The organism is Rhodococcus sp. HM1 (genome assembly GCF_023218075.1).
Lineage (GTDB): Bacteria > Actinomycetota > Actinomycetes > Mycobacteriales > Mycobacteriaceae > Rhodococcus.
In genome coordinates this window covers 144,348-166,912 of the sequence record NZ_JALPTB010000002.1, presented here as the reverse complement: position 1 = coordinate 166,912, position 22,565 = coordinate 144,348, and the positions used below count along the sequence as shown (strand labels likewise).

19 protein-coding genes are annotated in these 22,565 nt (G+C 67.7%); 15 read left to right on the top strand and 4 right to left on the bottom strand.

Going from position 1 to position 22,565, the window contains the following annotated elements:
- Window positions 1-214: 214 nt before the first annotated feature.
- A complete protein-coding gene (gene aceA / locus M1M07_RS01860; RefSeq protein WP_197255104.1) occupies window positions 215-1,504 on the bottom strand; it encodes an isocitrate lyase in 1,290 nt (429 codons plus the stop codon).
- 515 nt (window positions 1,505-2,019) lie between these two features.
- Between aceA and M1M07_RS01855 the strand changes: the two genes are divergently transcribed.
- The 13 genes from M1M07_RS01855 (at window position 2,020) to M1M07_RS01795 (ending at window position 18,797) form a co-directional block, all read left to right on the top strand.
- On the top strand, window positions 2,020-3,225 hold the full coding sequence (locus M1M07_RS01855) for a globin domain-containing protein (RefSeq protein WP_248673178.1): 1,206 nt from the start codon (window positions 2,020-2,022) through the stop codon (window positions 3,223-3,225).
- 53 nt (window positions 3,226-3,278) lie between these two features.
- Complete coding sequence (gene ramB / locus M1M07_RS01850) at window positions 3,279-4,691, top strand: acetate metabolism transcriptional regulator RamB (RefSeq protein WP_197255102.1); 1,413 nt, start codon at window positions 3,279-3,281, stop codon at window positions 4,689-4,691.
- 310 nt (window positions 4,692-5,001) lie between these two features.
- Window positions 5,002-6,270 (top strand): urea ABC transporter substrate-binding protein, encoded by a 1,269-nt coding sequence (gene urtA, locus M1M07_RS01845; protein WP_248673140.1) that lies wholly within the window; start codon window positions 5,002-5,004, stop codon window positions 6,268-6,270.
- Between the two features lie 38 nt (window positions 6,271-6,308).
- Window positions 6,309-7,193, top strand: a complete 885-nt coding sequence (urtB, locus tag M1M07_RS01840) for an urea ABC transporter permease subunit UrtB (protein ID WP_248673139.1) — start codon at window positions 6,309-6,311, stop codon at window positions 7,191-7,193.
- Window positions 7,193-8,311 (top strand): urea ABC transporter permease subunit UrtC, encoded by a 1,119-nt coding sequence (urtC, locus tag M1M07_RS01835; protein WP_248673138.1) that lies wholly within the window; start codon window positions 7,193-7,195, stop codon window positions 8,309-8,311. Before urtB ends, urtC begins: the two co-directional genes overlap by 1 nt.
- Window positions 8,308-9,087 carry an urea ABC transporter ATP-binding protein UrtD gene (gene urtD / locus M1M07_RS01830; RefSeq protein WP_248673137.1) on the top strand — a complete coding sequence of 260 codons (780 nt, stop codon included), beginning with the start codon at window positions 8,308-8,310 and terminating at the stop codon, window positions 9,085-9,087. The genes urtC and urtD overlap by 4 nt, the downstream gene beginning before the upstream one ends.
- Window positions 9,087-9,779 carry an urea ABC transporter ATP-binding subunit UrtE gene (gene urtE, locus M1M07_RS01825; protein ID WP_197255086.1) on the top strand — a complete coding sequence of 231 codons (693 nt, stop codon included), beginning with the start codon at window positions 9,087-9,089 and terminating at the stop codon, window positions 9,777-9,779. Before urtD ends, urtE begins: the two co-directional genes overlap by 1 nt.
- Window positions 9,779-10,465, top strand: a complete 687-nt coding sequence (locus tag M1M07_RS01820; protein WP_248673136.1) for a GntR family transcriptional regulator — start codon at window positions 9,779-9,781, stop codon at window positions 10,463-10,465. The genes urtE and M1M07_RS01820 overlap by 1 nt, the downstream gene beginning before the upstream one ends.
- 5 nt (window positions 10,466-10,470) lie before the next feature.
- Window positions 10,471-11,049, top strand: coding sequence for a carboxymuconolactone decarboxylase family protein (locus M1M07_RS01815; RefSeq protein WP_248673135.1), 579 nt, complete (start codon window positions 10,471-10,473; stop codon window positions 11,047-11,049).
- A gap of 127 nt (window positions 11,050-11,176) precedes the next feature.
- Entirely contained in the window at window positions 11,177-15,544 is a 4,368-nt protein-coding gene (locus tag M1M07_RS01810; protein ID WP_248673134.1) for a TIR domain-containing protein, read from the top strand.
- Between the two features lie 15 nt (window positions 15,545-15,559).
- The gene (locus M1M07_RS01805; RefSeq protein ID WP_248673133.1) at window positions 15,560-16,495 is read left to right on the top strand and encodes a hypothetical protein; all 936 of its coding nucleotides are present in this window, start codon (window positions 15,560-15,562) and stop codon (window positions 16,493-16,495) included.
- Window positions 16,492-18,093 carry a serine protease gene (locus M1M07_RS01800; protein ID WP_248673132.1) on the top strand — a complete coding sequence of 534 codons (1,602 nt, stop codon included), beginning with the start codon at window positions 16,492-16,494 and terminating at the stop codon, window positions 18,091-18,093. Before M1M07_RS01805 ends, M1M07_RS01800 begins: the two co-directional genes overlap by 4 nt.
- Window positions 18,090-18,797 carry a hypothetical protein gene (locus M1M07_RS01795; protein WP_248673131.1) on the top strand — a complete coding sequence of 236 codons (708 nt, stop codon included), beginning with the start codon at window positions 18,090-18,092 and terminating at the stop codon, window positions 18,795-18,797. The genes M1M07_RS01800 and M1M07_RS01795 overlap by 4 nt, the downstream gene beginning before the upstream one ends.
- Window positions 18,798-18,857: 60 nt before the next feature.
- Here M1M07_RS01795 and M1M07_RS01790 read toward each other — a convergent pair whose 3' ends face one another.
- Window positions 18,858-19,751 carry a hypothetical protein gene (locus M1M07_RS01790; RefSeq protein WP_197255078.1) on the bottom strand — a complete coding sequence of 298 codons (894 nt, stop codon included), beginning with the start codon at window positions 19,749-19,751 and terminating at the stop codon, window positions 18,858-18,860.
- A gap of 170 nt (window positions 19,752-19,921) precedes the next feature.
- Window positions 19,922-20,767 (bottom strand): SDR family oxidoreductase, encoded by an 846-nt coding sequence (locus M1M07_RS01785; protein ID WP_197255077.1) that lies wholly within the window; start codon window positions 20,765-20,767, stop codon window positions 19,922-19,924.
- 88 nt (window positions 20,768-20,855) lie between these two features.
- Here M1M07_RS01785 and M1M07_RS01780 point away from each other — a divergent pair, with 88 nt between their 5' ends.
- Window positions 20,856-21,254 (top strand): helix-turn-helix domain-containing protein, encoded by a 399-nt coding sequence (locus M1M07_RS01780; RefSeq protein ID WP_248673130.1) that lies wholly within the window; start codon window positions 20,856-20,858, stop codon window positions 21,252-21,254.
- Window positions 21,255-21,261: 7 nt separating this feature from the next.
- On the opposite strand, the gene M1M07_RS01775 is transcribed toward M1M07_RS01780, so the two are convergent.
- A complete protein-coding gene (locus M1M07_RS01775; protein ID WP_248673129.1) occupies window positions 21,262-21,618 on the bottom strand; it encodes a cupin domain-containing protein in 357 nt (118 codons plus the stop codon).
- A 179-nt stretch (window positions 21,619-21,797) separates the two neighbouring features.
- On the opposite strand from M1M07_RS01775, the gene M1M07_RS01770 reads away from it, so the two are divergent.
- Window positions 21,798-22,448 carry a metalloregulator ArsR/SmtB family transcription factor gene (locus M1M07_RS01770; protein WP_231611269.1) on the top strand — a complete coding sequence of 217 codons (651 nt, stop codon included), beginning with the start codon at window positions 21,798-21,800 and terminating at the stop codon, window positions 22,446-22,448.
- Window positions 22,449-22,565 lie beyond the last annotated feature (117 nt).

Here is a 22,565-nt window from a genome sequence, read left to right as displayed (position 1 = left end):
GGGTTGGTCGTGGAGGGTCTTGCACAGGGGGTCCTGCACAGGTGGTCCTGCACGGAGTCTGTAGAGGGGTTCTTGCACGACGATCCGGCGGGGATCATCCACCGACCGGATCGTCGTAAGGGTCTAGCTCGGTCCAGCCGGTACGGCTGGGGTGAAGTCACCGCGGCGGGAGTCCGGGACGGATCCCGCCGCGGTGTGACTTCGAAGCCTGTTCCTAGTGGAACTGGCCCTCCTCGGTGGAGCCCTTCAGAGCAGCCGTGGAGGTGTTCGGGTCGACCGTGGTGGCGATGGTGTCGAAGTAGCCGGCACCGACCTCACGCTGGTGCTTGATGGCGGTGAAGCCGCGCTCCTTGGCCGCCTTGAACTCGCGCTCCTGCAGGTCGACGAAGGCGGTCATGCCCTCGCGGGCGTAGCCGTGGGCCAGGTCGAACATGCCGTAGTTGAGCGAGTGGAAGCCGGCGAGGGTGATGAACTGGAACTTGAAGCCCATCGCGCCGAGCTCCTTCTGGAACTTCGCGATGGTCGCGTCGTCCAGGTGAGCCTTCCAGTTGAAGGACGGCGAGCAGTTGTAGGCCAGCAGCTGGTCCGGGAACTCGCTACGGACGGCCTCGGAGAACTTCTTGGCGACCTCGAGGTCCGGAACACCGGTCTCCATCCAGATGAGGTCGGCGTACGGGGCGTAGGCCTTCGCACGGGCGATGCAGGGCTCGATGCCGTTCTTGACACCGAAGAAGCCCTCGGCCGTACGGGTGCCGTCGAGGAACTCGCGGTCGCGCTCGTCGACATCGGAGGTGATGAGGGTCGCGGCCTCGGCGTCGGTGCGGGCGATGACGACGGTCGGGACGTCCGCGACGTCGGCCGCGAGACGGGCCGAGGTCAGGGTGCGGATGTGCTGCTGGGTCGGGATGAGCACCTTGCCACCGAGGTGACCGCACTTCTTCTCCGACGCGAGCTGGTCCTCCCAGTGCGAACCGGCGACACCGGCCGCGATCATGGCCTTCTGCAGCTCGTAGACGTTGAGGGCGCCACCGAAGCCGGCCTCACCGTCGGCGACGATCGGGGCGAGCCAGTTCTCGACCGAGGTGTCACCCTCGACCTTGGCGATCTCGTCCGCGCGGAGCAGCGCGTTGTTGATGCGGCGGACGACCTGCGGAACCGAGTTCGCCGGGTACAGCGACTGGTCCGGGTAGGTGTGGCCGGAGAGGTTCGCGTCACCGGCGACCTGCCAGCCGGACAGGTAGATGGCCTTGAGGCCGGCGCGAACCTGCTGCACGGCCTGGTTGCCGGTCAGGGCGCCGAGCGAGTTGATGTAGTCCTCGTTGTTGACGAGATCCCAGAGGATCTCCGAGCCACGACGAGCGAGGGTGGCTTCCTCGACGACGGAGCCCTGCAGCTTCACGACCTGCTCGGCCGTGTAGTTACGGGTGACGCCCTTCCAGCGGGGGTTGGTGTCCCAGTCCTTCTGGATTTCTTCAGCGGTCCGCGGGGTGCCGGTGGTCGACATCAAAGCTCCACTCTCTAGATTCGAATCCGCTCCGGGTGTTCAGCAGTACGTGCGTACGACTTCACACCCTTCGCGTGCCGTTCGGATGTACTCCAAAACAATGACACAGCCGAAAAAGGCCGTCTACCTGTTGCAAATGCCAACCTTGGCTAGTTTTCGCGGGAGCTTTGCAAAGGTTGTAAATCAATGGCCGTTCCAACGACTTCACAAAATCGCCGCGTTGGTTACTGACGAGTAGCTCTACCTCGGCATTCGTGGCGCAACCCCCGGCGAGCACTCCCTGACACCGGGACCCGTGGGACCGGCCGTCCCGGGAGTCGCCTCGGCCGCGCATGTGGGGGGTTTCACACCGGCCGGGAGGTTCGAGCAGGGATTTTCCGCAGCCGTCGATCGGGAGGATTCCCGCGACCGGCCGTAACATGACTCGCGACGACCAGGTCGGGGCTGGACCCGTCGCGCACATGCCCGCGCAGCTGCTCGTGTCTCGCCCACCCCCTACGAGCAGAGGAGCGGTCATCCTTTCTCCCACGTCGTACGACGTCATCGAGGCCACGCTGCCCGCCGTGGAGGCCCACATCGGCCGGATCTCCGAACGGTTCTACGAGCGCCTGTTCACCGCGGCACCCCTGCTGTGCACGGACCTGTTCAATCGCACGAACCAGCGCAACCGCGAGCAGCAGAAGGCACTCGCGAGTTCGGTCGCCGCGTTCGCCAAGCTCCTGATCACCGAGCAGCCCCAGGACATCGACGCGATCATGTCCCGGATCGCCAACAAGCACGCGTCGATCGGCATCCAGGCCGGGCACTACGAAATGATCCGCTTCCACCTGTTCGCCGCGATCGCCGAGGTGCTCGGCGACGCGGTGACCCCGGCCGTCGCAGCGGCCTGGCACCAGGTCTACACACTCATGGCGGGTTCGCTCATCAAGCAGGAAGCCGCGCTGTACGACTCGGCCGGGGTACCCCACGGACACGTGTGGCGACTGGTGGCCGTCTCGGAGGTCGAATACGACGGAGCCGACGTCGCGACCTTCGTGATGCGATCGCTCAACGGGCGACCGCTCCCCGATTTCAGTCCGGGACAGTACATTTCGATCTGCGTGCGACTTCCCGACGGCACCCGCCAGATCCGGCAGTACACCCTCGTGCGAGGGCGGGTCCCGGGCGAGTGGGCCATCACGATCAAGCGGGTCCCGGACGGGCTGGTCTCCTCGTTCCTCTTCGACACCGTCCGCCCCGGCAACGAGCTGATCGTCTCGCACCCCTTCGGAAGCCTCCTCGTCGACGCCGGCAGCACCCCGCTGGTGCTGATCTCCGCCGGCATCGGCATCACCAGCACGCTGACCGCCCTGCAGAGCCTCGCCGAGACCGATCCGCGGCGGCCCGTCGTCGCGTTGCACGTGGACCGGTCCCCCTACGACCATGCGCGCCGTGCGGACATCACCGCCCTCGTCTCTCGGCTGGAGAATGCGCGGATGCAGGTGCGGTACAACGATTTCGAGGAGTTCGACGTGCATGGACGGTCGCCCGTCGACGATCTCGACGTCCCGGCGGGGGCCAGGGTGTACGTGTACGGGCCGGTCGCGTTCATGCGCACGGTCAGGGACGGCCTCGTCGCGCGCGGAGTACCCGTCGAGTCGATCCACTACGAGGCGTTCGCGCCCGGATCCTGGCTCGGCGTCGACCGCCCCCAGCAGGTCGTTTCCGGCCGACACGATTAACACGTTGCGAATGGCTCGTTGCAAAGCTTTACAGCTGGTCGTACGCTGGGCGAATGGCCAAGACCTTCGTGGGAGCCCGCCTTCGTCAGCTGCGTACCGAGCGGGGCCTCAGCCAAGCCGCACTCGCCAAGACCCTCGAGATCTCTGCCAGCTACCTCAACCAGATCGAGCACGACGTCCGTCCCCTCACCGTTCCCGTACTGCTGCGGATCAGTGAGGTCTTCGGCGTCGACACCACCTTCTTCTCCTCCCAGGACGACACCCGCCTGATCGCCGAGATGCGGGAGGTCGCGCTCGATCAGGAGATGGGCATCGAAGCCGACGCCCAGGAGATCGCCGAGATGGTCGCCGCGCATCCCGGGCTGGCCCGGGCGATGGTGAACATGCACCGCCGGTTCCGCAACACCACCGCCCAGCTCGCGGCCGCGACCGAGGACAGGTACAGCGACGGTAGCGGCAGCGGGGCCATCACGATGCCGCACGAGGAAGTGCGCGACTACTTCTACCAGCGACAGAACTACCTGCACGAGCTCGACACCGCAGCCGAGGAACTCGCCAATCGCATCCGGTTCCACCGCGGCGACGTCGGCGGCGAGATCGCCAAGCGGATGGCGTCCGTGCACGACGTGCAGATCGTCAAGCGCATCGATCTCGGCGAGAACGTCCTGCACCGTTACGACCCGGAGACCCGCACCCTCGAGATAGCCCCTCAGCTGTCCAGCGGGCAACAGGTCTTCAAACTCGCCACCGAGCTCGCCTACCTCGAATGCGGTGACCTCATCGACAAGATGGTCGAGGACGCCATCTTCACGTCCGACGCGTCCCGCTCCCTGGCACGCCTCGGTCTCGCGAACTACTTCGCGGCGGCGATGATCCTGCCGTACACACAGTTCCACGAGATCGCGGAGGACTTCCGCTACGACGTCGAACGGCTCTCGGCGTTCTACGGCGTCAGCTACGAGACGATCGCCCACCGGCTCTCCACCCTCCAGCGACCGAAACTGCGAGGGGTGCCGTTCTCGTTCGTCCGCGTCGACCGGGCCGGCAACATGTCCAAACGCCAGTCCGCCACGGGATTCCACTTCTCCACCAGCGGCGGCACCTGCCCGCTGTGGAACGTCTACGAGACCTTCGCGTACCCGGGCAAGATCATGACGCAGATCGCGCAGATGCCCGACGGCCGCCGCTACCTGTGGGTCGCGCGGACCGTCGAACGCCGCGCGGCCCGCTACGGGCAGCCGTCGAAGACGTTCGCGATCGGCCTCGGCTGCGAGCTGCGCCACGCGCATCGACTCGTCTACGCCGACGGCCTCGACCTCGACGAGTCCAACCCCGGCACCCCGATCGGCGCAGGCTGCCGCATCTGCGAACGCGTCAACTGCCCGCAGCGCGCGTTCCCACCGCTCGGCAAGGAGCTGGACATCAACGAACACCGCAGCTCGGTCTCGCCCTACCTCATTCGCTGACCCGCACCCACCGACCCGGCGCCACGTACTCACGCGCGGCGCCGGGTCGTCGCGTGCTCCCCCTCCCCCTTTCCGAGCGAGCGGCACATTCGGTCGATTGAAGGAGACGAGCGGCACATTCGCTCGGACACCGGGCGCCGCCCGCGGGCGAGTTCACACAGGCGAAACATCGAACATCCAATTGTCACAAGCAGATATACCTGCGCAACACGATCCCTTTACTGTTTGGCCGACGAATACAGCGCTGTATACGCGCCCGGATACACCGGGGAACCGAGGCTTCTCATCTTCCAAACAAGGGGGCATCTCCATGTCAGTTGCCAGGTCCACAATCGCCAAGCGTGCCGTCGCCGTTCCGGTGGCACTCGCGGCTGCCGGTCTGCTTCTCACCGCCTGCGGCAGCAAGGCCGGTGACACCGCGACCGGCGCGACCGGCGAATCCTGCGTCGACACCTCCGGCGACACCATCAAGGTCGGTTCGCTGAACTCCCTGTCCGGCACCATGGCAATTTCCGAAGTCACCGTTCGTGATTCGATCGCACTGGCCGTCGAGGAGATCAACGCCTCCGGTGGCGTGCTCGGCAAGCAGATCCAGATCGTCGCCGAGGACGGAGCGTCCGAGCCGACGGTGTTCGCCGAGAAGGCCGAGAAGCTCATCAGCTCCGACTGTGTCGCTGCGGTCTTCGGCGGCTGGACGTCGTCGAGCCGTAAGGCGATGCTGCCGGTGTTCGAGGACAACGACGCGCTGCTGTACTACCCGGTGCAGTACGAGGGCCTGGAATCGTCGCCGAACATCTTCTACACCGGCGCGACCACCAACCAGCAGATCGTGCCGGCGCTGGACTACCTGAAGGAGAAGGGCGTCAAGTCCCTCTACCTCGTCGGTAGCGATTACGTGTTCCCGCAGACGGCGAACCGCATCATCCGCGCCTACGCCGAGGCCAACGGCATCGAGATCAAGGGTGAGGACTACACCCCGCTCGGTTCGACCGACTTCTCGACGATCGTCAACAAGATCCGCACCGCCGACGCGGACGCGGTGTTCAACACCCTCAACGGCGACTCGAACGTCGCATTCTTCCGCGAGTACGCCAACGTCGGCCTGAAAGCCGCTGACATGCCGGTGGTTTCGGTGTCCATCGCCGAGGAGGAGGTCGTCGGCATCGGCGCCCAGAACATCGAGGGCCAGCTTACCGCGTGGAACTACTACCAGACGGTGGACTCCCCGGAGAACAAGTCGTTCGTCGACGCCTACAAGGCGAAGTACGGCGCGAACAAGCCGACCTCGGATCCGATGGAGGCTGCCTACACCTCGGTCTACCTGTGGAAGAACACCGTCGAGAAGGCGAACTCGTTCGCCGTGGCCGACATCCAGGAGGCGGCCGACGGCGTCACGTTCGACGCTCCCGAAGGCACCGTCACGATCGACGGCGACAACCACCACATCGCCAAGACCGCACGCATCGGTGAGATCCGCGGCGACGGACTGATCTACACCGTGTGGGACTCGGGCTCCCCGATCGAGCCGGACCCGTACCTGAAGAGCTACGACTGGGCCTCGAGCCTGTCCGGTAGCTGAGCCGATACGACCGGGAAGCCGACGAGAAAGGGGGCGATATGGATGTCGTGGTAGGACAGCTGTTCACGGGATTGAGCATCGGCTCGATCCTGCTGCTGGCAGCGCTGGGCCTGTCGTTGACGTTCGGCCAGATGGGCGTGATCAACATGGCCCACGGCGAATTCATCATGGCCGGTTCGTACACCGCATACGTTGTGCAGCAGGTGATCTCCGCGGCCGGGGTCTCGCTGCTGATCTCCCTGCTCGTCGGCTTCCTGGTCGGCGGCGCGATGGGTGTGCTGCTCGAGGTCACGCTCATCCGCCGCATGTACCACCGTCCGCTCGACACACTGCTCGTGACGTTCGGCGTGGGCCTGCTGCTGCAGCAGGCCGCCCGTGACATCTTCGGCGCACCGGCAGTCAATGTGGTTGCCCCACAATGGCTGTCCGGCGGTGTCGAGATCCTGGGTGCGGTGGTTCCGAAAACCCGCCTGTTCATCCTGGTGCTGGCCGCCGTGTGCGTCGTCGCGCTGATCGTGGCGATGAAGTACACCCCGATGGGCCGTCGCATCCGGGCGGTCGTGCAGAACCGCGATCTCGCCGAGACCGTCGGCATCTCCAGCCGGCGCACCGACATCACCACGTTCTTCCTCGGCTCCGGACTCGCCGGCCTGGCCGGGGTGGCGCTGACCCTCATCGGCTCGACGAGCCCGACGATCGGGCAGTCGTACCTGATCGACGCGTTCCTCGTCGTCGTCATCGGCGGGCTCGGTCGCATCGAGGGTGCCGTGATCGCGGCGGTCGCGCTCGGCCTGCTCAATTCGTTCATCGAATACTCCACCACCGCGTCGATCGCGAAGGTGATCGTGTTCGTGATCATCGTGGTCTTCCTGCAGATCCGCCCGCAAGGTCTGTTCGCGGTCAAGACAAGGAGCCTGGTCTGATGTCCGTTCTCACCCGGCCCGGACCGGTCCGCACGTGGGCGGGATTTGCGATCGCCGCGCTCGTGCTGTTCGGTCTCGCCCCCGCCGTCCTGTCCGACTTCCGCCTGAATCTGCTCGCGAAGTTCCTGTGCTTCGCCATCGTCGCCGCCGGCATCGGCCTGGCCTGGGGCCGCGGCGGCATGCTGACCCTCGGTCAGGGCGTGTTCTTCGGCCTCGGCGCCTACATGATGGCGATGCACCTGAAGATCGCCGACGCCGAGGTGCGCGGCGACACCGTGCCGGACTTCATGCAGATCGCGGGTATCCGTGAACTGCCCGCGTACTGGGTGCCGTTCACGTCGCCGCTCGTGACGCTGCTGGGCATCCTGCTCGTGCCCGCACTGCTGGCCCTGCTGCTCGGCCTCGGCGTGTTCAAGCGCCGCGTCAAGGGCGCCTACTTCGCGATCCTGTCCCAGGCCCTCGCCGCGGCGTTCGCGATCCTGCTCGTCGGCCAGCAGAGCACCGGAGGGTCCAACGGCCTCAACCGGTTCCGCACGTTCTTCGGTTACGACCTGTCCGATCCGGTCAACAAGCGGATGCTGTTCTTCATCGTCGCGGCGATCCTGCTGCTCGTCGTCGCCGGGACCCGCCAGCTCATGCACTCACGCTACGGTGAACTGCTCGTCGCGGTCCGCGACCAGGAGGAGCGCGTCCGCTTCCTCGGCTACGACCCCGCGACCGTCAAGGTCGTCGCCTACACGGTCGCCGCGTTCTTCGCCGGCATCGCCGGTGCGATGTTCGTGCCGATCGTCGGGATCATCTCCCCGGCGGACATCGGCATCGTGCCGTCCATCGCGTTCCTCATCGGCGTCGCGATCGGTGGCCGCACCACGCTGCTCGGGCCGGTACTCGGCGCGATCGGGGTCGCGTGGGCGCAGACGTCGCTGTCGGAGAGCTTCCCGTCCGCGTGGACGTATGCGCAGGGCCTGCTGTTCATCGTCGTCGTCGGATTCTTCCCCGCCGGACTCGCCGGGATCGCAGCGTTCCGGCGTCGCAAGCGCACCGGAAGCGACACCCCCGCAGAGGAACCCGATCCCGAACCGACCGCCGAGAACACCGAGATGGAGCCGGCACGATGACCGAACCCACCTTCGGCGGCAACGCCGGAATGTCCAGCCAATACCTCGAAATCCGTGATCTGCGAGTGCAGTTCGACGGATTCACCGCCGTCGACGGTGTCGACCTGACGCTGCTACAGGGCGATCTGCGATTCCTCATCGGCCCCAACGGCGCCGGGAAGACCACGCTCGTCGACGCCATCACCGGTCTCGTCCCCGCGACCGGGTCGGTCACCAAGTCCGGGGTCGAACTTCTCGGCAAGAAGGTCCACAAGATCGCCCGGCTCGGCGTCGGCCGCACGTTCCAGACGGCGTCGGTATTCGAGGAGCTGACGGTGCTGCAGAATCTCGACATCGCCGCCGGCGCCGGCCGCAGCCCGTGGCAGATGCTGCGCCGCCGCAAGGACGTGCTGCCGCAGATCGAGGAGGCACTGGAAACCACCGGCCTCGCGGCCCATCGCGACATCCCCGCCGGGATCCTCGCGCACGGCCAGAAGCAGTGGCTCGAGATCGGCATGCTCCTGGTGCAGAACTCCGACGTGCTGCTGCTCGACGAACCCGTCGCCGGCATGAGCCACGACGAACGCGAGGAGACCGGGCAGCTGCTGCGCCGCATCGGCGCCGAGCGCACCGTCGTCGTCGAGCACGACATGGACTTCATGCGCGCGTTCGCGACCTCGGTGACGGTGCTCGCGCGCGGCAAGATCATCGCCGAAGGCACCGTCGAAGAGGTGCAGAACGATCCGCAGGTCCAGCAGGTCTACCTGGGTACCGCGAGCCTCGAGGAGGCGATCTGATGCTCGAACTCGTCGACGTCCGTACCGGTTACGGACGCACCGAGATCATCCACGGGGCCACGATCACGGTCCCGTCCGACGGGGTCGTCGCCGTCATGGGCCACAACGGTGCCGGCAAGACCACCCTGCTGCGCGCCGCCGTCGGGCTGCTGCCGGTCGCCTCCGGCAAGATCCTGCTCGACGGTGAGGACATCACCGGGTTGCGCCCGGCGGCGCGCGTGGCCCGGGGCCTCGCGTACGTTCCGCAGGGCCAGCAGTCCTTCGGGCAGCTCACCTGCGCCGAGAACCTGCAGGTGGTCGCGGACGGCCGCAAGAACGGCAAGGCGCTGATCGCGGAGATGCTCGATCTGTTCCCTGCGCTGGTTCCGCTGCTCGATCGCCGCGCGGGCCTGTTGTCCGGCGGCCAGCGCCAGCAGCTCGCCATCGCCCGCGCGCTGATCACCCGTCCACGGATGCTCATTCTCGACGAACCGACCGAGGGTATCCAGCCGTCCGTCGTTCAGGAGATCGAGAAGACGATCGTGGACCTGAGCCGGCGCGGCGACCTCGGGGTGCTGCTCGTCGAGCAGCACATCGGATTCGCCCTCGACAACGCCCGCCACTACTACGTCCTGGAATCGGGACGCATCACCGCGACCGGCGAAGGAGGCGCCGACGCCGCTCGTACCGTTCGCAGCGCGATGGCAATCTGATGTTCTCCGGCGGCACCCGGCGGGAGCGCGTCTACCGGGCGCTGCGCGCCGATCTGACAGCGGGCACCGTCTCCCCCGACGAGCGACTCAGCGAGGAACGGCTCGCCGAGCTGTACGGGGTCTCCCGCACACCGGTGCGGGAGGCCCTGGCCCGCCTCGTGTCCGAGGGTCTCGTCGAGCGACGCGAACACGGGCTCTTCCCGTACCGTCCGCGCTTCGAGGACCTCGGCGACCTCTACGAACTGCGCGCCACGCTCGAATTACGCGGCATCACGCGCGCATTGTCCGGGGTGGTCGTCCACGACCGGGACCTGCTCAGGGCCGAACTCGAGCGGTGGCGCCGTTTCCGCGACGACCCCCCTGCTCCCGACTCGGGGTTCGTCACGCTCGACGAGGAGTTCCACCTGGCCCTGCTCGCCGCGTCGGGGAACGACGCCCTGTGCGACGCGCTCGATTCGGTCAACGCGAAGGTACGCACGGTCCGGATGTTCGACGAGCTCGTCCCGGAGCGGGTGGAGCGCGCCGTCGAGGAGCACATCGCCGTCGCGGAGGCGGTACTCGACGGAAGACTGGACGACGCGCACACCCGGCTGCGCGAGCACATCGTCGACGCGTGCGCGGCGATCGTGCAACGCACCGAGGCGGCGCGGACGATGGCCCGGCTCTCGCGGGCCGTGCGAGACTAGCGCGCATGACGCCCCGCATCACGCCCGGACGGTTCCGTCAACTCGGCCCGGTCAACTGGATCGCCTGGCGCGTCCTGTCACTGGCGGCAGGAACCTCGGACGCGCACCTGTTCGGCACACTGGGTCGCGCCGGCGGCCTGTTCCGCGGCTGGCTGCACTACTCCGGCAAGCTGATGCCCGGCGGCAAGCTCCCCCGCCACGAATCCGAACTCGTCATCCTGCGCGTCGCGCACCTGCGCGGCTGCGACTACGAGATGGACCACCACGTGCGGCTCGGTCGTCGCGCGGGTGTGACCGCCGAGATCCTGCAGCGTGTCATCGAGGGGCCGCAGGCCGAGGGGTGGAGCCCGCGTCACCGTGCGCTGCTCGCCGCAGTCGACGAACTGGTCGCGACCAAGGACCTCACCGACGAGACGTGGTCGGCGCTGGCCGAGCACCTCGACGTCCGCCGCTTGATCGAATTCTGCCTGCTGATCACGCAATACGACGGTCTGGCGACCACGATCCGCACCCTGCGCATCGAACGCGATTTCCCCGCGTCGAACTCGCCCACCGATTCGGAATCCGCTCGCACTGCAGAGTGAGCGGATTCGCAGTCACCGCGTCGATCGGCAGGCGACGGCGAAAATCGAGTAGTCGGCTACTCGTGCCTGCGACGACACCGCGCGGAACGCTGAGGTCATAGTTTCCCCGCAGCGAGCGGAGCGGACGATGACCCGCATATTCCTGAGCCATTCCAGCCGAGACAGCCGGCAGGCGGTCGCGCTCATGCGCTGGCTCGTCGAGAACGAACCGAGCCTGGCCGGGGAGATCTTCCTCGACATCGATCCGGAGACCGGGCTGGCGCCGGGGGTGCGGTGGCGCGATGCGCTCACCCGGACCGCGGCACGCTGCGAGGCCGTCGTGTGCCTGCTCTCGACCGACTGGGAGTCGTCGCAGGAATGCACCAACGAATACCGCACTGCCGAAACTCTGAACAAACGGATCTTCTGCGCCCGCCTCGACGCGACGGCCGGCCGGTACACCCACGAATGGCAACATTGCGACCTGTTCGGTGACGGGCCGACCACCGAGATCACGGTCGACGGCGAACCGATCGTGTTCCGTACCGAGGGGCTGCGAAGGCTGCTGCGCGGCCTGCGCGACGCCGGGGTGGGTGCCGAACATTTCGCGTGGCCACCGCCCGGCGACCCGGACCGGGCTCCTTACCGCGGGTGGGAACCTCTCGAAGAGCAGGACGCCGCCGTCTTCTTCGGCCGCGACGAGCAGATCATCAGTGGGCTCGACAAACTGCGGGGCATGCGGGCGTCGGGGTCCGCGTCGCTGTTCGTCGTGCTGGGGCCGTCCGGTGCGGGCAAGTCGTCGTTTCTGCGAGCGGGCCTGCTCCCCCGGTTGCGCCGCGACGACCGGCACTTCCTCCCCCTGGGCATCGTGCGCCCCGAGCGCGCCGCGTTGACCGGCGAGCACGGACTGGCCCGCGCGATTCATACGACACGCACCGAATTGGGGTTGCCCGCACCCCCGCTGGGTGAGATCAAAGCGACGTGTCGATCGGGCGATGCCGCACGGGTCACCCAGTGGCTGAGGGAGATTCGACAGAAGGCATCCGACCGGCTGCTCCATGACACCGGCAATACACCCCTGCCGACCCTGATCCTGCCGGTCGATCAGGCCGAAGAACTGTTCGCGGCGGACGCGGGACCCCAGGCGTCGCAGTTTCTGACACTGCTCGCCCGCATCACACGTCACTCCCCCGGCGACGACGAGCCCCTGCTACTCGTCGCAGCGACGATTCGCTCCGACCGTTTCGAGACGCTGCAAACCGTCCCGGAGCTGACGGACGTGCGATCCGAACTGTTCAACGAGCTCAAACCGATGCCGCGCACCGAGTTCAAGGAAGTCGTGTGCGGTCCCGCGGCCCGCGCCACCGCCGCGGGACGTCCCCTCGAGGTCGAGCCCGCCCTGCTGAACCGGCTGCTGTCCGCGTGCGGGCAAGGCGCCGACACCCTCCCGCTGCTGGCCCTCACCATGGCCCGGCTGCACGAGGACTACGGCAGCTCCGGGCGACTCACCCTCGCCGAATACACGGCGATGGGTGGCATGCACGCGGTCGTCCAGACCGAGATCGACAACCTGCTTTCCTCCGATCCCGACGAACGCAGCACACAACTCGAGCACCTGCGCGCCGCGTTCGTCCCGTGGCTGGCGAACATCGACCAGTACACCGACCAGCCGATGCGCCGCCTCGCCCGCTGGTCCGACCTACCCGCGCAGAGCCGGCCGCTGCTCGACGCGATGGTCGCGCGTCGGCTCCTCGTCAAAGGTGAGCGCGACGGCGACGTCGTCGTCGAAGTCGCCCTGGAAAGCCTGCTGCGGCAATGGACCGACCTCGCCGGCTGGCTCCACGAGGAACGCGACAACCTCCGGGAGGCCGACGCGCTCGAACGAGCTGCCGCGGCGTGGCGGAAGAACAATCGGCAAGAGGCGTGGCTACTCGAGGGCGAACGTCTGACCGACGCCGAAACCTTGTCTGCGCGAAAGGGCTTCCGGGACCGCCTCAGTCCGGTTCGACCGTACCTCCTCGCATCGCGGCAACGGGAGGACCAACGTGTTGCCGACGAAAAGCTCCGCCGCGAAGCGGAGTTGGAGGCGGCGCGAGAGAAGCAAGAGGCGGCGGAAGCGCTGGCCGTTGCGGAAACGGAAGCGAGGCAGAAAGCTCAGGAATACGCCACCGTCCTGCAGAAGCAGTCGCGGAAGCTGCGGACGGTACTTGCAGGGATGGTCGTCGTTGCCCTCGCCGCAACCGCTGCATCCGGCTGGGCGCTGCACTCCGAGCGCCTCGCCGACACTCGAAGCGACGAGGCGGTCGCGTCGCGGCTGGTGGCCGAGGCTCAGTCGGTTCTCGCCGGTGGCAGCATCGGGAGTGAGGTTCGTGCGATCGATCAGCTGCTCGCCGCTCCCCATGTCGCCGAAACGGATTCCGGTGCACTGCTCGGCGCACTCGTCGCCCGTCGTGACATCCTGAAGATCATCGAAGCTCCGGCGTTGATCCACAGCGCCACCTACAGTCCCGACGGCACACTCATCGTCACCGGTGACGATGCCGGCACTGTGCGAGTGTGGGATTCGCAAACCGGTCTGCCCGTCCTCGACCCGATGCAGCACGGCGACATGGGCGTGTTCCGGACGGTATTCAGTCCGGATGGAAAGCGAATCGCATCGGGCGACTACGCCGGCGTCGTCCGTGTATGGGATTCCACGACAGGCCAACCGATCGGCAGCCCGACAAACGACCCGACGGCGATGGTGTCGAGCCTGGCATTCACCGACGACGGATCCCGGATCCTTTCGACGCAATCCGATGGGGCGCTCCGCTGGTGGGATCCGAACACCGGGCAGCTCGACGGCGAACCGGTGACCGCACTCGTCGGTGGTTCGGTGCAGTCGACCGCGTTCAGCCCGGACGGACGATGGCTCGCTACCGGAAGCGCCGACAACGGAATCCGGTTGTGGAATCTGTCCACTCCTGGGTACGACCTCGTCGGTGAGACGATGACGGGCCATACTCGGGTCGTCACGGCACTCGCGTTCAGCCCGGACAGCCGGCAGATCGTGTCGGGCAGCGACGACGGCACCGTGCGACTGTGGAATGTCGGAACGCACCGTGAGATCGGCGACCCCATGATTACCCCGAGTCCGGCGACAAGTGTCGCCTTCGACACCGACGGACGACGCGTCGTCTCGGGAGGATTCGACGGGACGATCCGCGCCTGGGACACCGACCGGCAGCAACCCATCGGCGTACCTCTCACCGGTCATGACGGGCCCGTGACCGGTATGGCATTCAGCCCGGACGGCCGACAGTTGCTGTCGGCGGGATGGGATGCGACGGTGCGGACGTGGGACGCGACCACCGCACTGCCGGTGACCGGCGACGCCGGGATGGTCTACGGCATCACGACCGACACGGACAGCCGCCGCATCGTGTCCGCGAGCCTGGACGACGAGTCTCTGCGCCTGTGGGACCTCGACACCGGAAAACCGCTGGGAACCCTCGCCGGGCACCACGGTGCCATTCAAGCCATTGCGACCACGGACGATGGGCACCGCCTCGTCTCCGGCGGCGACGACGGCACCGTTCGAGTGTGGGACATCGGCACCGGCCTGCCCGTCGGAGCTCCACTCACCGGACAACAAGGTGCCGTCCGGACCGTCGACTTCAGCCCCGACGGCCGCCGGCTCGCCTCCGCAGGCGACGACGGCACCGTTCGACTGTGGAACGCCGACACCGGCCAACCGATCGGCGATCCTGTCCAGGCCCGGCACGAGGGCACAGTCAACGCAATCGACTTCAGCCCCGACGGTCACCGCCTGGTATCCGGAGGCGACGACGGCACCGTTCGACTGTGGAACGCCGACACCGGCCAACCGATCGGCGATCCCATCCGAGTCGGGCCCGAAGTGCAGGTGGTCGGGTTCGCCGCACACGGCCACCGGATCTTCTCGGTTTCGTTCGTCCAGGGTCTCCAGCTGTGGGATCCGGAAACCGGACAGTCGATCGATACCGTGGAATCCGGGGACAAGGCCGCCGTGTTCCCCGTCGGAATCAGTCCGGACGGCACTCGCATCGTCGCCGGCGGAACGGACTCCGCGTTGCGGCAGTGGGACACCGAAACCGGGCGGCTCCTCGGACCGGAGATGCCCGGACACCGCGGCGGGGCGGCCGGCGTCGAATACAGCCCGGATGGGCGCTACATCGTCTCCGGCGGCTCCGAGGGCGACATCCGTCTCTGGGACGCCGAGACCGGACGGCTGATCGCGGTACCCATGACCGGCCACGCGGGGTGGGCAGCGGCCATCGCATTCACCTCCGACGGAAGGCGCCTCGTCTCGGGCGGGACAGATGGCACCCTCCGGATCTGGAACCTTCCACCGTCAACCCCTGAGGAGGCGTCGAACATGTTGTGTTCCAAACTCACCCGCAACATGACCGATGAGGAATGGCACGAGTGGATCTCCCCCGACATCGAACCCGAGCCGCTGTGCCCGAACCTTCCCCCCGGCACCGACACCGAATGACGAAGGAGTACCACCATGCCTCACGTAACGTTTGTCCACGGCATCGGCAACAAGCCCGCCCCCGACGAACTTCTGGACCAATGGCGGATCGCGCTGTTCGACGACGACGGCCTCGACCTCGACGCCATGGGTGTCACCTCGTCGATGGTGTACTGGGCGGACATGCTCTACGCGCAGCCCGCTGCCGCGTTCACCGCCCACGAGTCCACCCTCGGGCCGGACGATGCCGCCGAGTTCGAGGTCCAGGATCCGGGCTGGATCTGCGAACTGCCCGACGACGAGCGGGAGTTCGTCGAACGTCTGGGCCGCGAGGTCGGAGTCGCCACGGTCGAACCCGTTCCCGGCGAGTGCGAAACGCTCGTGCTGCCGGACACGGAACTGGAGGCGATCCCGCTGCCACCCGCGATGAAGAAGCGGCTGATGCAGGTGTTCCTGCGCGACGTGCATCATTTCCTCTACGACGCTTCGTTCACGCCGCGACCGGGCGAAACCTTCCGAATTCGCAGCGATATCCGCGAGCGAGCTTTGAAAGCCTTGCAGGAAGGCGATTCCCAGCCCGGACCCCACGTCGTCGTCGGACACAGCCTGGGCAGCGTCATCGCCTACGACGCCCTGACCGCGATCAACGACGCCCCGCGCGTGGATGCGCTGCTCACCGTCGGTAGCCCGTTGGGGATCTCGGAGGTCCAGGACGGGCTGACGCCACCGTGGACTCGCAACGACGGCTGGCCGGCGCGGTGCCTCGGCGACGGCCGATGGACCAACGTATACGACCCGCTCGACCCGGTCTGCGGATTACTCGACCGGCAGATCGCGGGCGACTTCCTGCATGCCGGACAGCGGAAGGTCGCCGATGTCGGGGTGTCGAACACCGGCAGTTGGCGGCACAGCATCGGCAAGTATCTCGGCCAGCCCCGACTCCGCGATTTCCTGCGTCAGGTCCTCGAATGACGACCGTCGACGTCGCCTGGATCGACCGGATCGCCCGCTCTGCAGGCACTTTCGACTGGCCGGAGGTGGGCCGAATCGTCCAGGAGTACTGCCGATTCCTGCGCGGATCGGCCGAACAGCCTCCGGCAGAGGTCATGCGGATGCTCGCCGGGTTGCGCCGGTACCGCAGATTCGACGACGTGATTGCCGTCGCGGACGCCGCACTGGGTCGCGGACTCGACCTTCCTGCGGTGCGGCGGCAGTACGCCCAGGCGCTCGTCGACCGGGGTATGCCGGCGGCCGCATTGCATCTCTATTCCGAGCTGGCCGACGATCCGGACACGCCGGCGTCGGAGCGGATCGAGGCGCGCGGTGGGATCGGCCGGTGCCACAAACAGTTGTTCCTCACCACCGGCGACCTCCCGCGTCGGGCGCACCACCTGCGAATGTCACTCGACGCGTATCTGACGGCGCGTGACGAGGCACCGGCCCGGCCGTGGCACGCGATCAATGCGGCAGCCCTGCTCGCCCGCGCACATCGGGACGGCCTCGCCGTCCCCGGAATCGCCGATCCCGCCGTGTTGTCCCGCGCACTCGCCGCCCAGGTGCTCGGTGCGATCGAGACCGCGGCCGAACCCGACGCGTGGGGCGCTGCCACCGCCTGCGAAGCGGAGGTCGCACTCGGCGATCCTGCAGGTGCCGATACATGGCTCGACGCGTTTCTCGCCGATCCGGGAGTCGATGCGTTCAAGATCGCCGCGCTGCTGCGGCAGCTGGTGGAGGTGTGGGAACTGACCACCGCGGCCGCGCCCGGCGACACCATGCTGCCGCTGCTGCGCTCGGCGCTTCTGCATCGCGACGGCGGCGGCGTGCTGGTCCGCGATCGCGATGTCGGCACGGCCCGGCTCGCCCACCTCGAGAAGGTGTTCGGCCACGACCGCTACCAGTCGTTGACGTGGTACCGCCACGGGCTGTCGCGGTGCCGCGCGGTCGCGCAGGTGTGCACACCGTCGGAGGACGGGGTCGGGACCGGGTTCGTCGTCGACGGCCGGGATCTGCATCCGGACCTGCCGGAGCGGGTGCTCGTCACCAACGGACATGTCGTGCCCGAGGGGGTTGCCGCCGGCGACGCGGTGGTCGTGTTCCATGCGCTGGACGCCTGCACGGACCGCTTCCGGCCGGTGCGCTGCTGGTGGTACGCCCCGTCCGACGGCGCGGGGCTGGACACCTCCGTCCTGGAACTGGACGGCTGGCCCGGCGACCTCGAACCGTTGCCCGTCGCGGCACGCCTGCCCGCACTCGAACCCCGTCCGCCCCGTGCGTATCTGATCGGGCACCCGCGCGGTCTCCAACAGCCGCAGTTCTCGCTCCAGGACAACATCGTGCTCGACTACGATGACACCCGGGTGCACTATCGTTCGCCCACCGAGGGAGGCAGCTCCGGCAGTCCGGTGTTCGACGACCAGTGGCGGCTCATCGGGTTGCACCACGCAGGCGGCGTCGACATCCCGCTACTGAACCACAAGGGCGGTACGTACTCGGCGAACGAGGCGATCACGGTCGGTGCCCTCCGCGCGGCGCTCGCACACCGCGCACCCCAGGCCAGGGAGGTGGCGTGACGGTCGGCAGCGACGTGGTCGAGGTGGGTGGACGGGAGCTGGCCCTGATCCGTATCCCGCCGGGTACACCGCCGCGACCGGGAGACCGACTCACCGCACTGCTGCGAGCAACCGGTGTGTCCCCCGGTGCCCCCGCAGTGGTCCTCGTCGGGGGTGCGGACGGTATGGCACCGTCGGACGCCGCTCTCTGCGAGCGCCTGTTCGTCCCGCTCGTCGCGATGATCGAATCCTTCGGCGCGACCTTGATCGACGGCGGCACGGACTCCGGGGTGATCGGACTGGTCGGACGGGAACGCCGCCGGAGCGGCGCCCAGGGAGTGCATCTCGGGATCGTCGCGGAAGGAACGGTGCGCTGGCCCGGACACGACGGGACACTGCCCGATTCGGCCGCGCTGGAACCGAATCACACCCACATCGTCGCCGTCGCGGGGGATCACTGGGGCGACGAAACGCCGTGGCTCGGGGCTGTCGCCGAAACCCTTGCAGCGGGATCGCCCGTCGTCACGGTGCTCGCGAACGGCGGCGGGATCGCGCGCGACGACGTCACACAGTCGCTGGCCGAGGGGCGCCCGGTTCTCGTGCTGGCGGGCACCGGCCGCGCCGCGGATCTGCTCGCCGCGACCGCGGTGTCCCCGCTCGTCACGGTCGTCGCGCCCGAACCCGACGCAGTGCGGACGGCGCTCGAGGCCGCACTGCTGGGCTGACAGCGAAATGCGCTCACCGCTTCGGAATCCGCCCACGCTGTCGCGTGAGCGACTTCGCACTCACCGCGTGGATTGCCGGGCGACTGCCCGCTCGAATCGCTGTGCGACGACGTCGAACCGCGTCAGATCGGCCCACGTCCAGCGGACGACCTCGAGACCGAGATCGCGCAGCGCGTCCTCGCGGAGTTTCTCGGCGAACACGTCGCGACGGTCGGCGTACTTGCCGGCCCCGTCGAACTCGCCGGCCACCCCGTGCCGCTCCCAGAAGAAGTCGAGACGGACGCGTCGTCCGTCGCGCAACACGATCGGATGCTGGAGCACGGGACGAGGCAGTCCGCTCTCTGCGATCCGCACCCGCGACAGCGATTCCCCGGGACTTTCACTGCGCGCGTCGAGGAACGGCACGACTGCCGCGGCCCGCGCGATCCCGCTGCGATGGCGGGCCGACGCCAACGCCGCGGGCAGCAGATCCAGCGTGTCCGGGTAGTTCCGCAGGGCCGAGTCCCCGACGACCACTGCCTGGTCCAGAGGAAGAGCCCGGGAGAGGTCCACGACGGTGCGTGCGGGAGAGGTGACAGCGAGACCGTCCACGTCGACGACGTCATCGTCGGTCCAGGTGGTCGCGTGCACGTGCAGGTGCCGGGTGCGGCGACCGTGCGATCCGGTGCGGGAGACGTGCACCTGCGCGAGATCGATGTTCCACACGTCCAGGTTCAGGAGCGTTGCCGCCGAGACATGGCTGATCACCGCGCCGGGCGGCATCGTCGACGCGACGTGCCGCGCCCGCACCCGGTGACGTGCGGGGTCGTCCAGCCGGTCATGATCGGCGCGCCACAGGTACACACCTCGCGTGAGGGCGACGAGGTCGCCGGCCCGCACCGCGGCACGAATGTGGTCGTCCGAGAAGCCCGTCGCGAGCAGGTGCGTTCGGGTCAGTGGTCGAGGGTCGGTCATGAGGCGACCCTGCCCGATCCCATCCGGCCGAACCACCCACTCCGAGCCGAAATCAGGACTTCTGTGGATGAACGACGCGCCTGTGCACAACCGTCGGATCGGTTGATGCGCCGCATGATTCGGAATCCGCCCACCCTGTAGCGTGGGCGGATTCCGAATCACCGCGCAGATCAGCCGCGCAGCACGTCCGCGACTGGGGTCGCGTCGCGTCCGATCAGGCGCTGCAGATCGCCGCTGTCGGTGTCGAGGGCTCCGGCGGCGATGCCCGCGTCGGAGTCGGCGAGAACCGCCGCGAACTGGGACGGTACCCCTGCGCCTTCGAGGACCTGCGTGTACTCCTCACGCGACAGGTCCTTGTACACGATCGGCTTCCCGACGACGCCGGACAGCGCCTCGGCGAGTTCCGCGTAGGTGAGCCGGTCGCCACCGAGTTCGTACACCTTGCCGGCGGCGTCGTCGGCGAGCAGCACGGCGGCCGCGGCCTCGGCGAAGTCCTTGCGGGCCGCTCCCGCGACGCGGCCGGTTCCCGCGGCACCGAACAGCACCCCGGTCTCGCGGGCGGTGCCGACGGCCGATTCGTAGTTCTCCCAGTACCAGCCGTTGCGAAGCAGCGCGTGAGCGATGCCGGATTCGGCGATGAGGTTCTCGGTGGCCTTGTGCTCGGCGGCGAGCATCAGCGGGCTGTTCTGGGCGTCGAGGATGCTGGTGTAGGCGAGGAATCCGACGCCGGTGGCCTTCGCGGCCTCGACGACGTTGGTGTGCTGCGGGACGCGGCGGCCGATCTCGCTGCCGGAGACGAGCAGCAGCTTGTCGACGCCCGCGAACGCCACGCGCAGCGCGTCCGCGTCGTCGTAGTCGGCGACGCGCACCTGCACTCCCTTTTCGGCGAGCTCGGCGGCCTTCGCAGCATCCCGGACCACGGCGACGATGTCGGCCGCGGCGACACCCCGCTCGAGGAGCGCGGCGATGGTCAGGCGCCCGAGATTGCCGGTCGCTCCGGTCACTGCAATGGTCATGTCGACTCCTGTTGTTGATGCTTCAACTTCTCCACCATCACAGCACTAACTATTAGTAAGTGCAAGACGGTCGCGATATCGTCGCACCATGGCCTCGGACCCAGCGCTCGCAGCGGACGTGTTCGCGCGCTGTTGCGAATCCCGCCGGACGATGCTGGACATCACCGGCAGATGGGGAACCCTCGTCCTGGTCGCTCTCGGCGACGGCACCCACCGGTTCGGGGAACTCCGGCGCCGGATCGACGGTGTCAGCGAACGCATGCTGTCGCAGACCCTGCAGCAGCTCGAACGCGACGGCTTCGTCGCACGCGACGTCCGGGCAACGGTTCCGCCGCACGTCGAATACCGCCTCACGGAGCTGGGTTCGAGATTCGCGCAGCACCTGCGCGGCCTGATCGAACTCGTGCAGGACGCGATGCCGGAAGTGATTGCAGCCCAGGAGCGCTACGACAGCGCCCACCGAGCGAAGCTCGTCAGCGCCGACTGAGCGAAGCTCACCGCAGGACGACGAGTGTCACCACCGAGTCCTCGAGCGCGACGAGGCGATGCATGATTCCCGCCTCGACATGAACGGCGGTTCCGGGCACCAGCTCGATCGACTCCCCGCCGACCTCGAAGGTCACGTGACCCTTCGCCCCCGAGACGAGAATCGGGAAGCCCGCACGGTGCTCTTCCATGGTCTGGCCGGCGGCGAAGCTCAACCGCACGACGGTCGCGCCGGGGCCGGCCGCCATACGTTCGATGCGGGGTGTGGGCCCGTCCTGGACGTTCAGGTCGGCGAGTCCTTCGATGCGCGTCACACCGGCGGTGCTGCTGTCCTGCGCGGTGTGCACCGACGGGTTCTGCGACATGTTCGACTCTCTCCTTCGTAGTGACCGAGCGCGACCCGACCGCAATTCCGGAACCGATGACCGTCGCCGTAACGTTGACATCGTCGCGCTGTACCGGCGACGACTATAAAGGAAATTACTCATTTGAATACGGCGGGCCTCACCGGAGTCCCACCGAGCGTTCGGCAGAGGGGCAGGAATTGGCACGACAGGTCAAGCAACGGGACCGCGTTCTCGCCCTGCTCGAAACGTCGGCCGAGCCACTCGACGCCCACCTGCTGGCCGACGACCTCGACCTGCACGTCACAACCGTCCGCTTCCACCTCAACTCGCTCATCGAGGAAGGCCTGGTCCGGACCCGGCAGCTCGAGTCGACGAAGGTCGGCCGGCCGCGTCTCGGATACACCGCCGTGCCGAAACCGTCCTATACGGACCTCGTCGCACTGCTCGCGGCCCGGCTCGGCGGCACCGCCGAGGAGCGGGAGCGCACGGCCTGCGAGGTGGGACGCGACTGGGCGGGCATGCTCGGTTTCGCCCCTGCCGACACCGCCGACGCGGGCGCCTTCGTCATCGACGCCCTCTCCCGCCTGGGATTCGAAACCCGATCCGCAACAAGCGCATTCGGAAACCACGAGCTCACTTTGTGCACGTGCCCCCTGGTCGAGATCGCCCGCACCAACCCGGAGGTCGTGCGCGGCATCCAGCGCGGGCTCATCCAGCAGCTCCTCGACGACAACGCGGCCACGTTCGGCGCCCGATACACCGCCGCGGTCTTCCCGGACCCGCAGGACGGCAATTGCTCGATCCGCCTGGCACTGCGGAAGTCGGACAGGGACGCCGAGGCGTCGTAACCCCAGCCGCACCCCAACGACAGGGGCGCCACAACGACAACGGCCCGTGGTGACGGTGAAGTCTCCACGGGCCGAGGCCGGTACATCCGGGCGGGGATCTACCCGCGCGGAGGTCTG

Bases quoted from the DNA above. Each gene is read 5' to 3' on its own strand.
- aceA (WP_197255104.1), bottom strand. From the start codon at position 1,504: ATGTCGACCACCGGCACCCCGCGGACCGCTGAAGAAATCCAGAAGGAC.
- ramB (WP_197255102.1), top strand. From the start codon at position 3,279: ATGGCCAAGACCTTCGTGGGAGCCCGCCTTCGTCAGCTGCGTACCGAG.
- urtA (WP_248673140.1), top strand. From the start codon at position 5,002: ATGTCAGTTGCCAGGTCCACAATCGCCAAGCGTGCCGTCGCCGTTCCG.
- urtB (WP_248673139.1), top strand. From the start codon at position 6,309: ATGGATGTCGTGGTAGGACAGCTGTTCACGGGATTGAGCATCGGCTCG.
- urtC (WP_248673138.1), top strand. From the start codon at position 7,193: ATGTCCGTTCTCACCCGGCCCGGACCGGTCCGCACGTGGGCGGGATTT.
- urtD (WP_248673137.1), top strand. From the start codon at position 8,308: ATGACCGAACCCACCTTCGGCGGCAACGCCGGAATGTCCAGCCAATAC.
- urtE (WP_197255086.1), top strand. From the start codon at position 9,087: ATGCTCGAACTCGTCGACGTCCGTACCGGTTACGGACGCACCGAGATC.
- M1M07_RS01820 (WP_248673136.1), top strand. From the start codon at position 9,779: ATGTTCTCCGGCGGCACCCGGCGGGAGCGCGTCTACCGGGCGCTGCGC.
- M1M07_RS01815 (WP_248673135.1), top strand. From the start codon at position 10,471: ATGACGCCCCGCATCACGCCCGGACGGTTCCGTCAACTCGGCCCGGTC.
- M1M07_RS01810 (WP_248673134.1), top strand. From the start codon at position 11,177: ATGACCCGCATATTCCTGAGCCATTCCAGCCGAGACAGCCGGCAGGCG.
- M1M07_RS01805 (WP_248673133.1), top strand. From the start codon at position 15,560: ATGCCTCACGTAACGTTTGTCCACGGCATCGGCAACAAGCCCGCCCCC.
- M1M07_RS01800 (WP_248673132.1), top strand. From the start codon at position 16,492: ATGACGACCGTCGACGTCGCCTGGATCGACCGGATCGCCCGCTCTGCA.
- M1M07_RS01790 (WP_197255078.1), bottom strand. From the start codon at position 19,751: ATGACCGACCCTCGACCACTGACCCGAACGCACCTGCTCGCGACGGGC.
- M1M07_RS01785 (WP_197255077.1), bottom strand. From the start codon at position 20,767: ATGACCATTGCAGTGACCGGAGCGACCGGCAATCTCGGGCGCCTGACC.
- M1M07_RS01780 (WP_248673130.1), top strand. From the start codon at position 20,856: ATGGCCTCGGACCCAGCGCTCGCAGCGGACGTGTTCGCGCGCTGTTGC.
- M1M07_RS01775 (WP_248673129.1), bottom strand. From the start codon at position 21,618: ATGTCGCAGAACCCGTCGGTGCACACCGCGCAGGACAGCAGCACCGCC.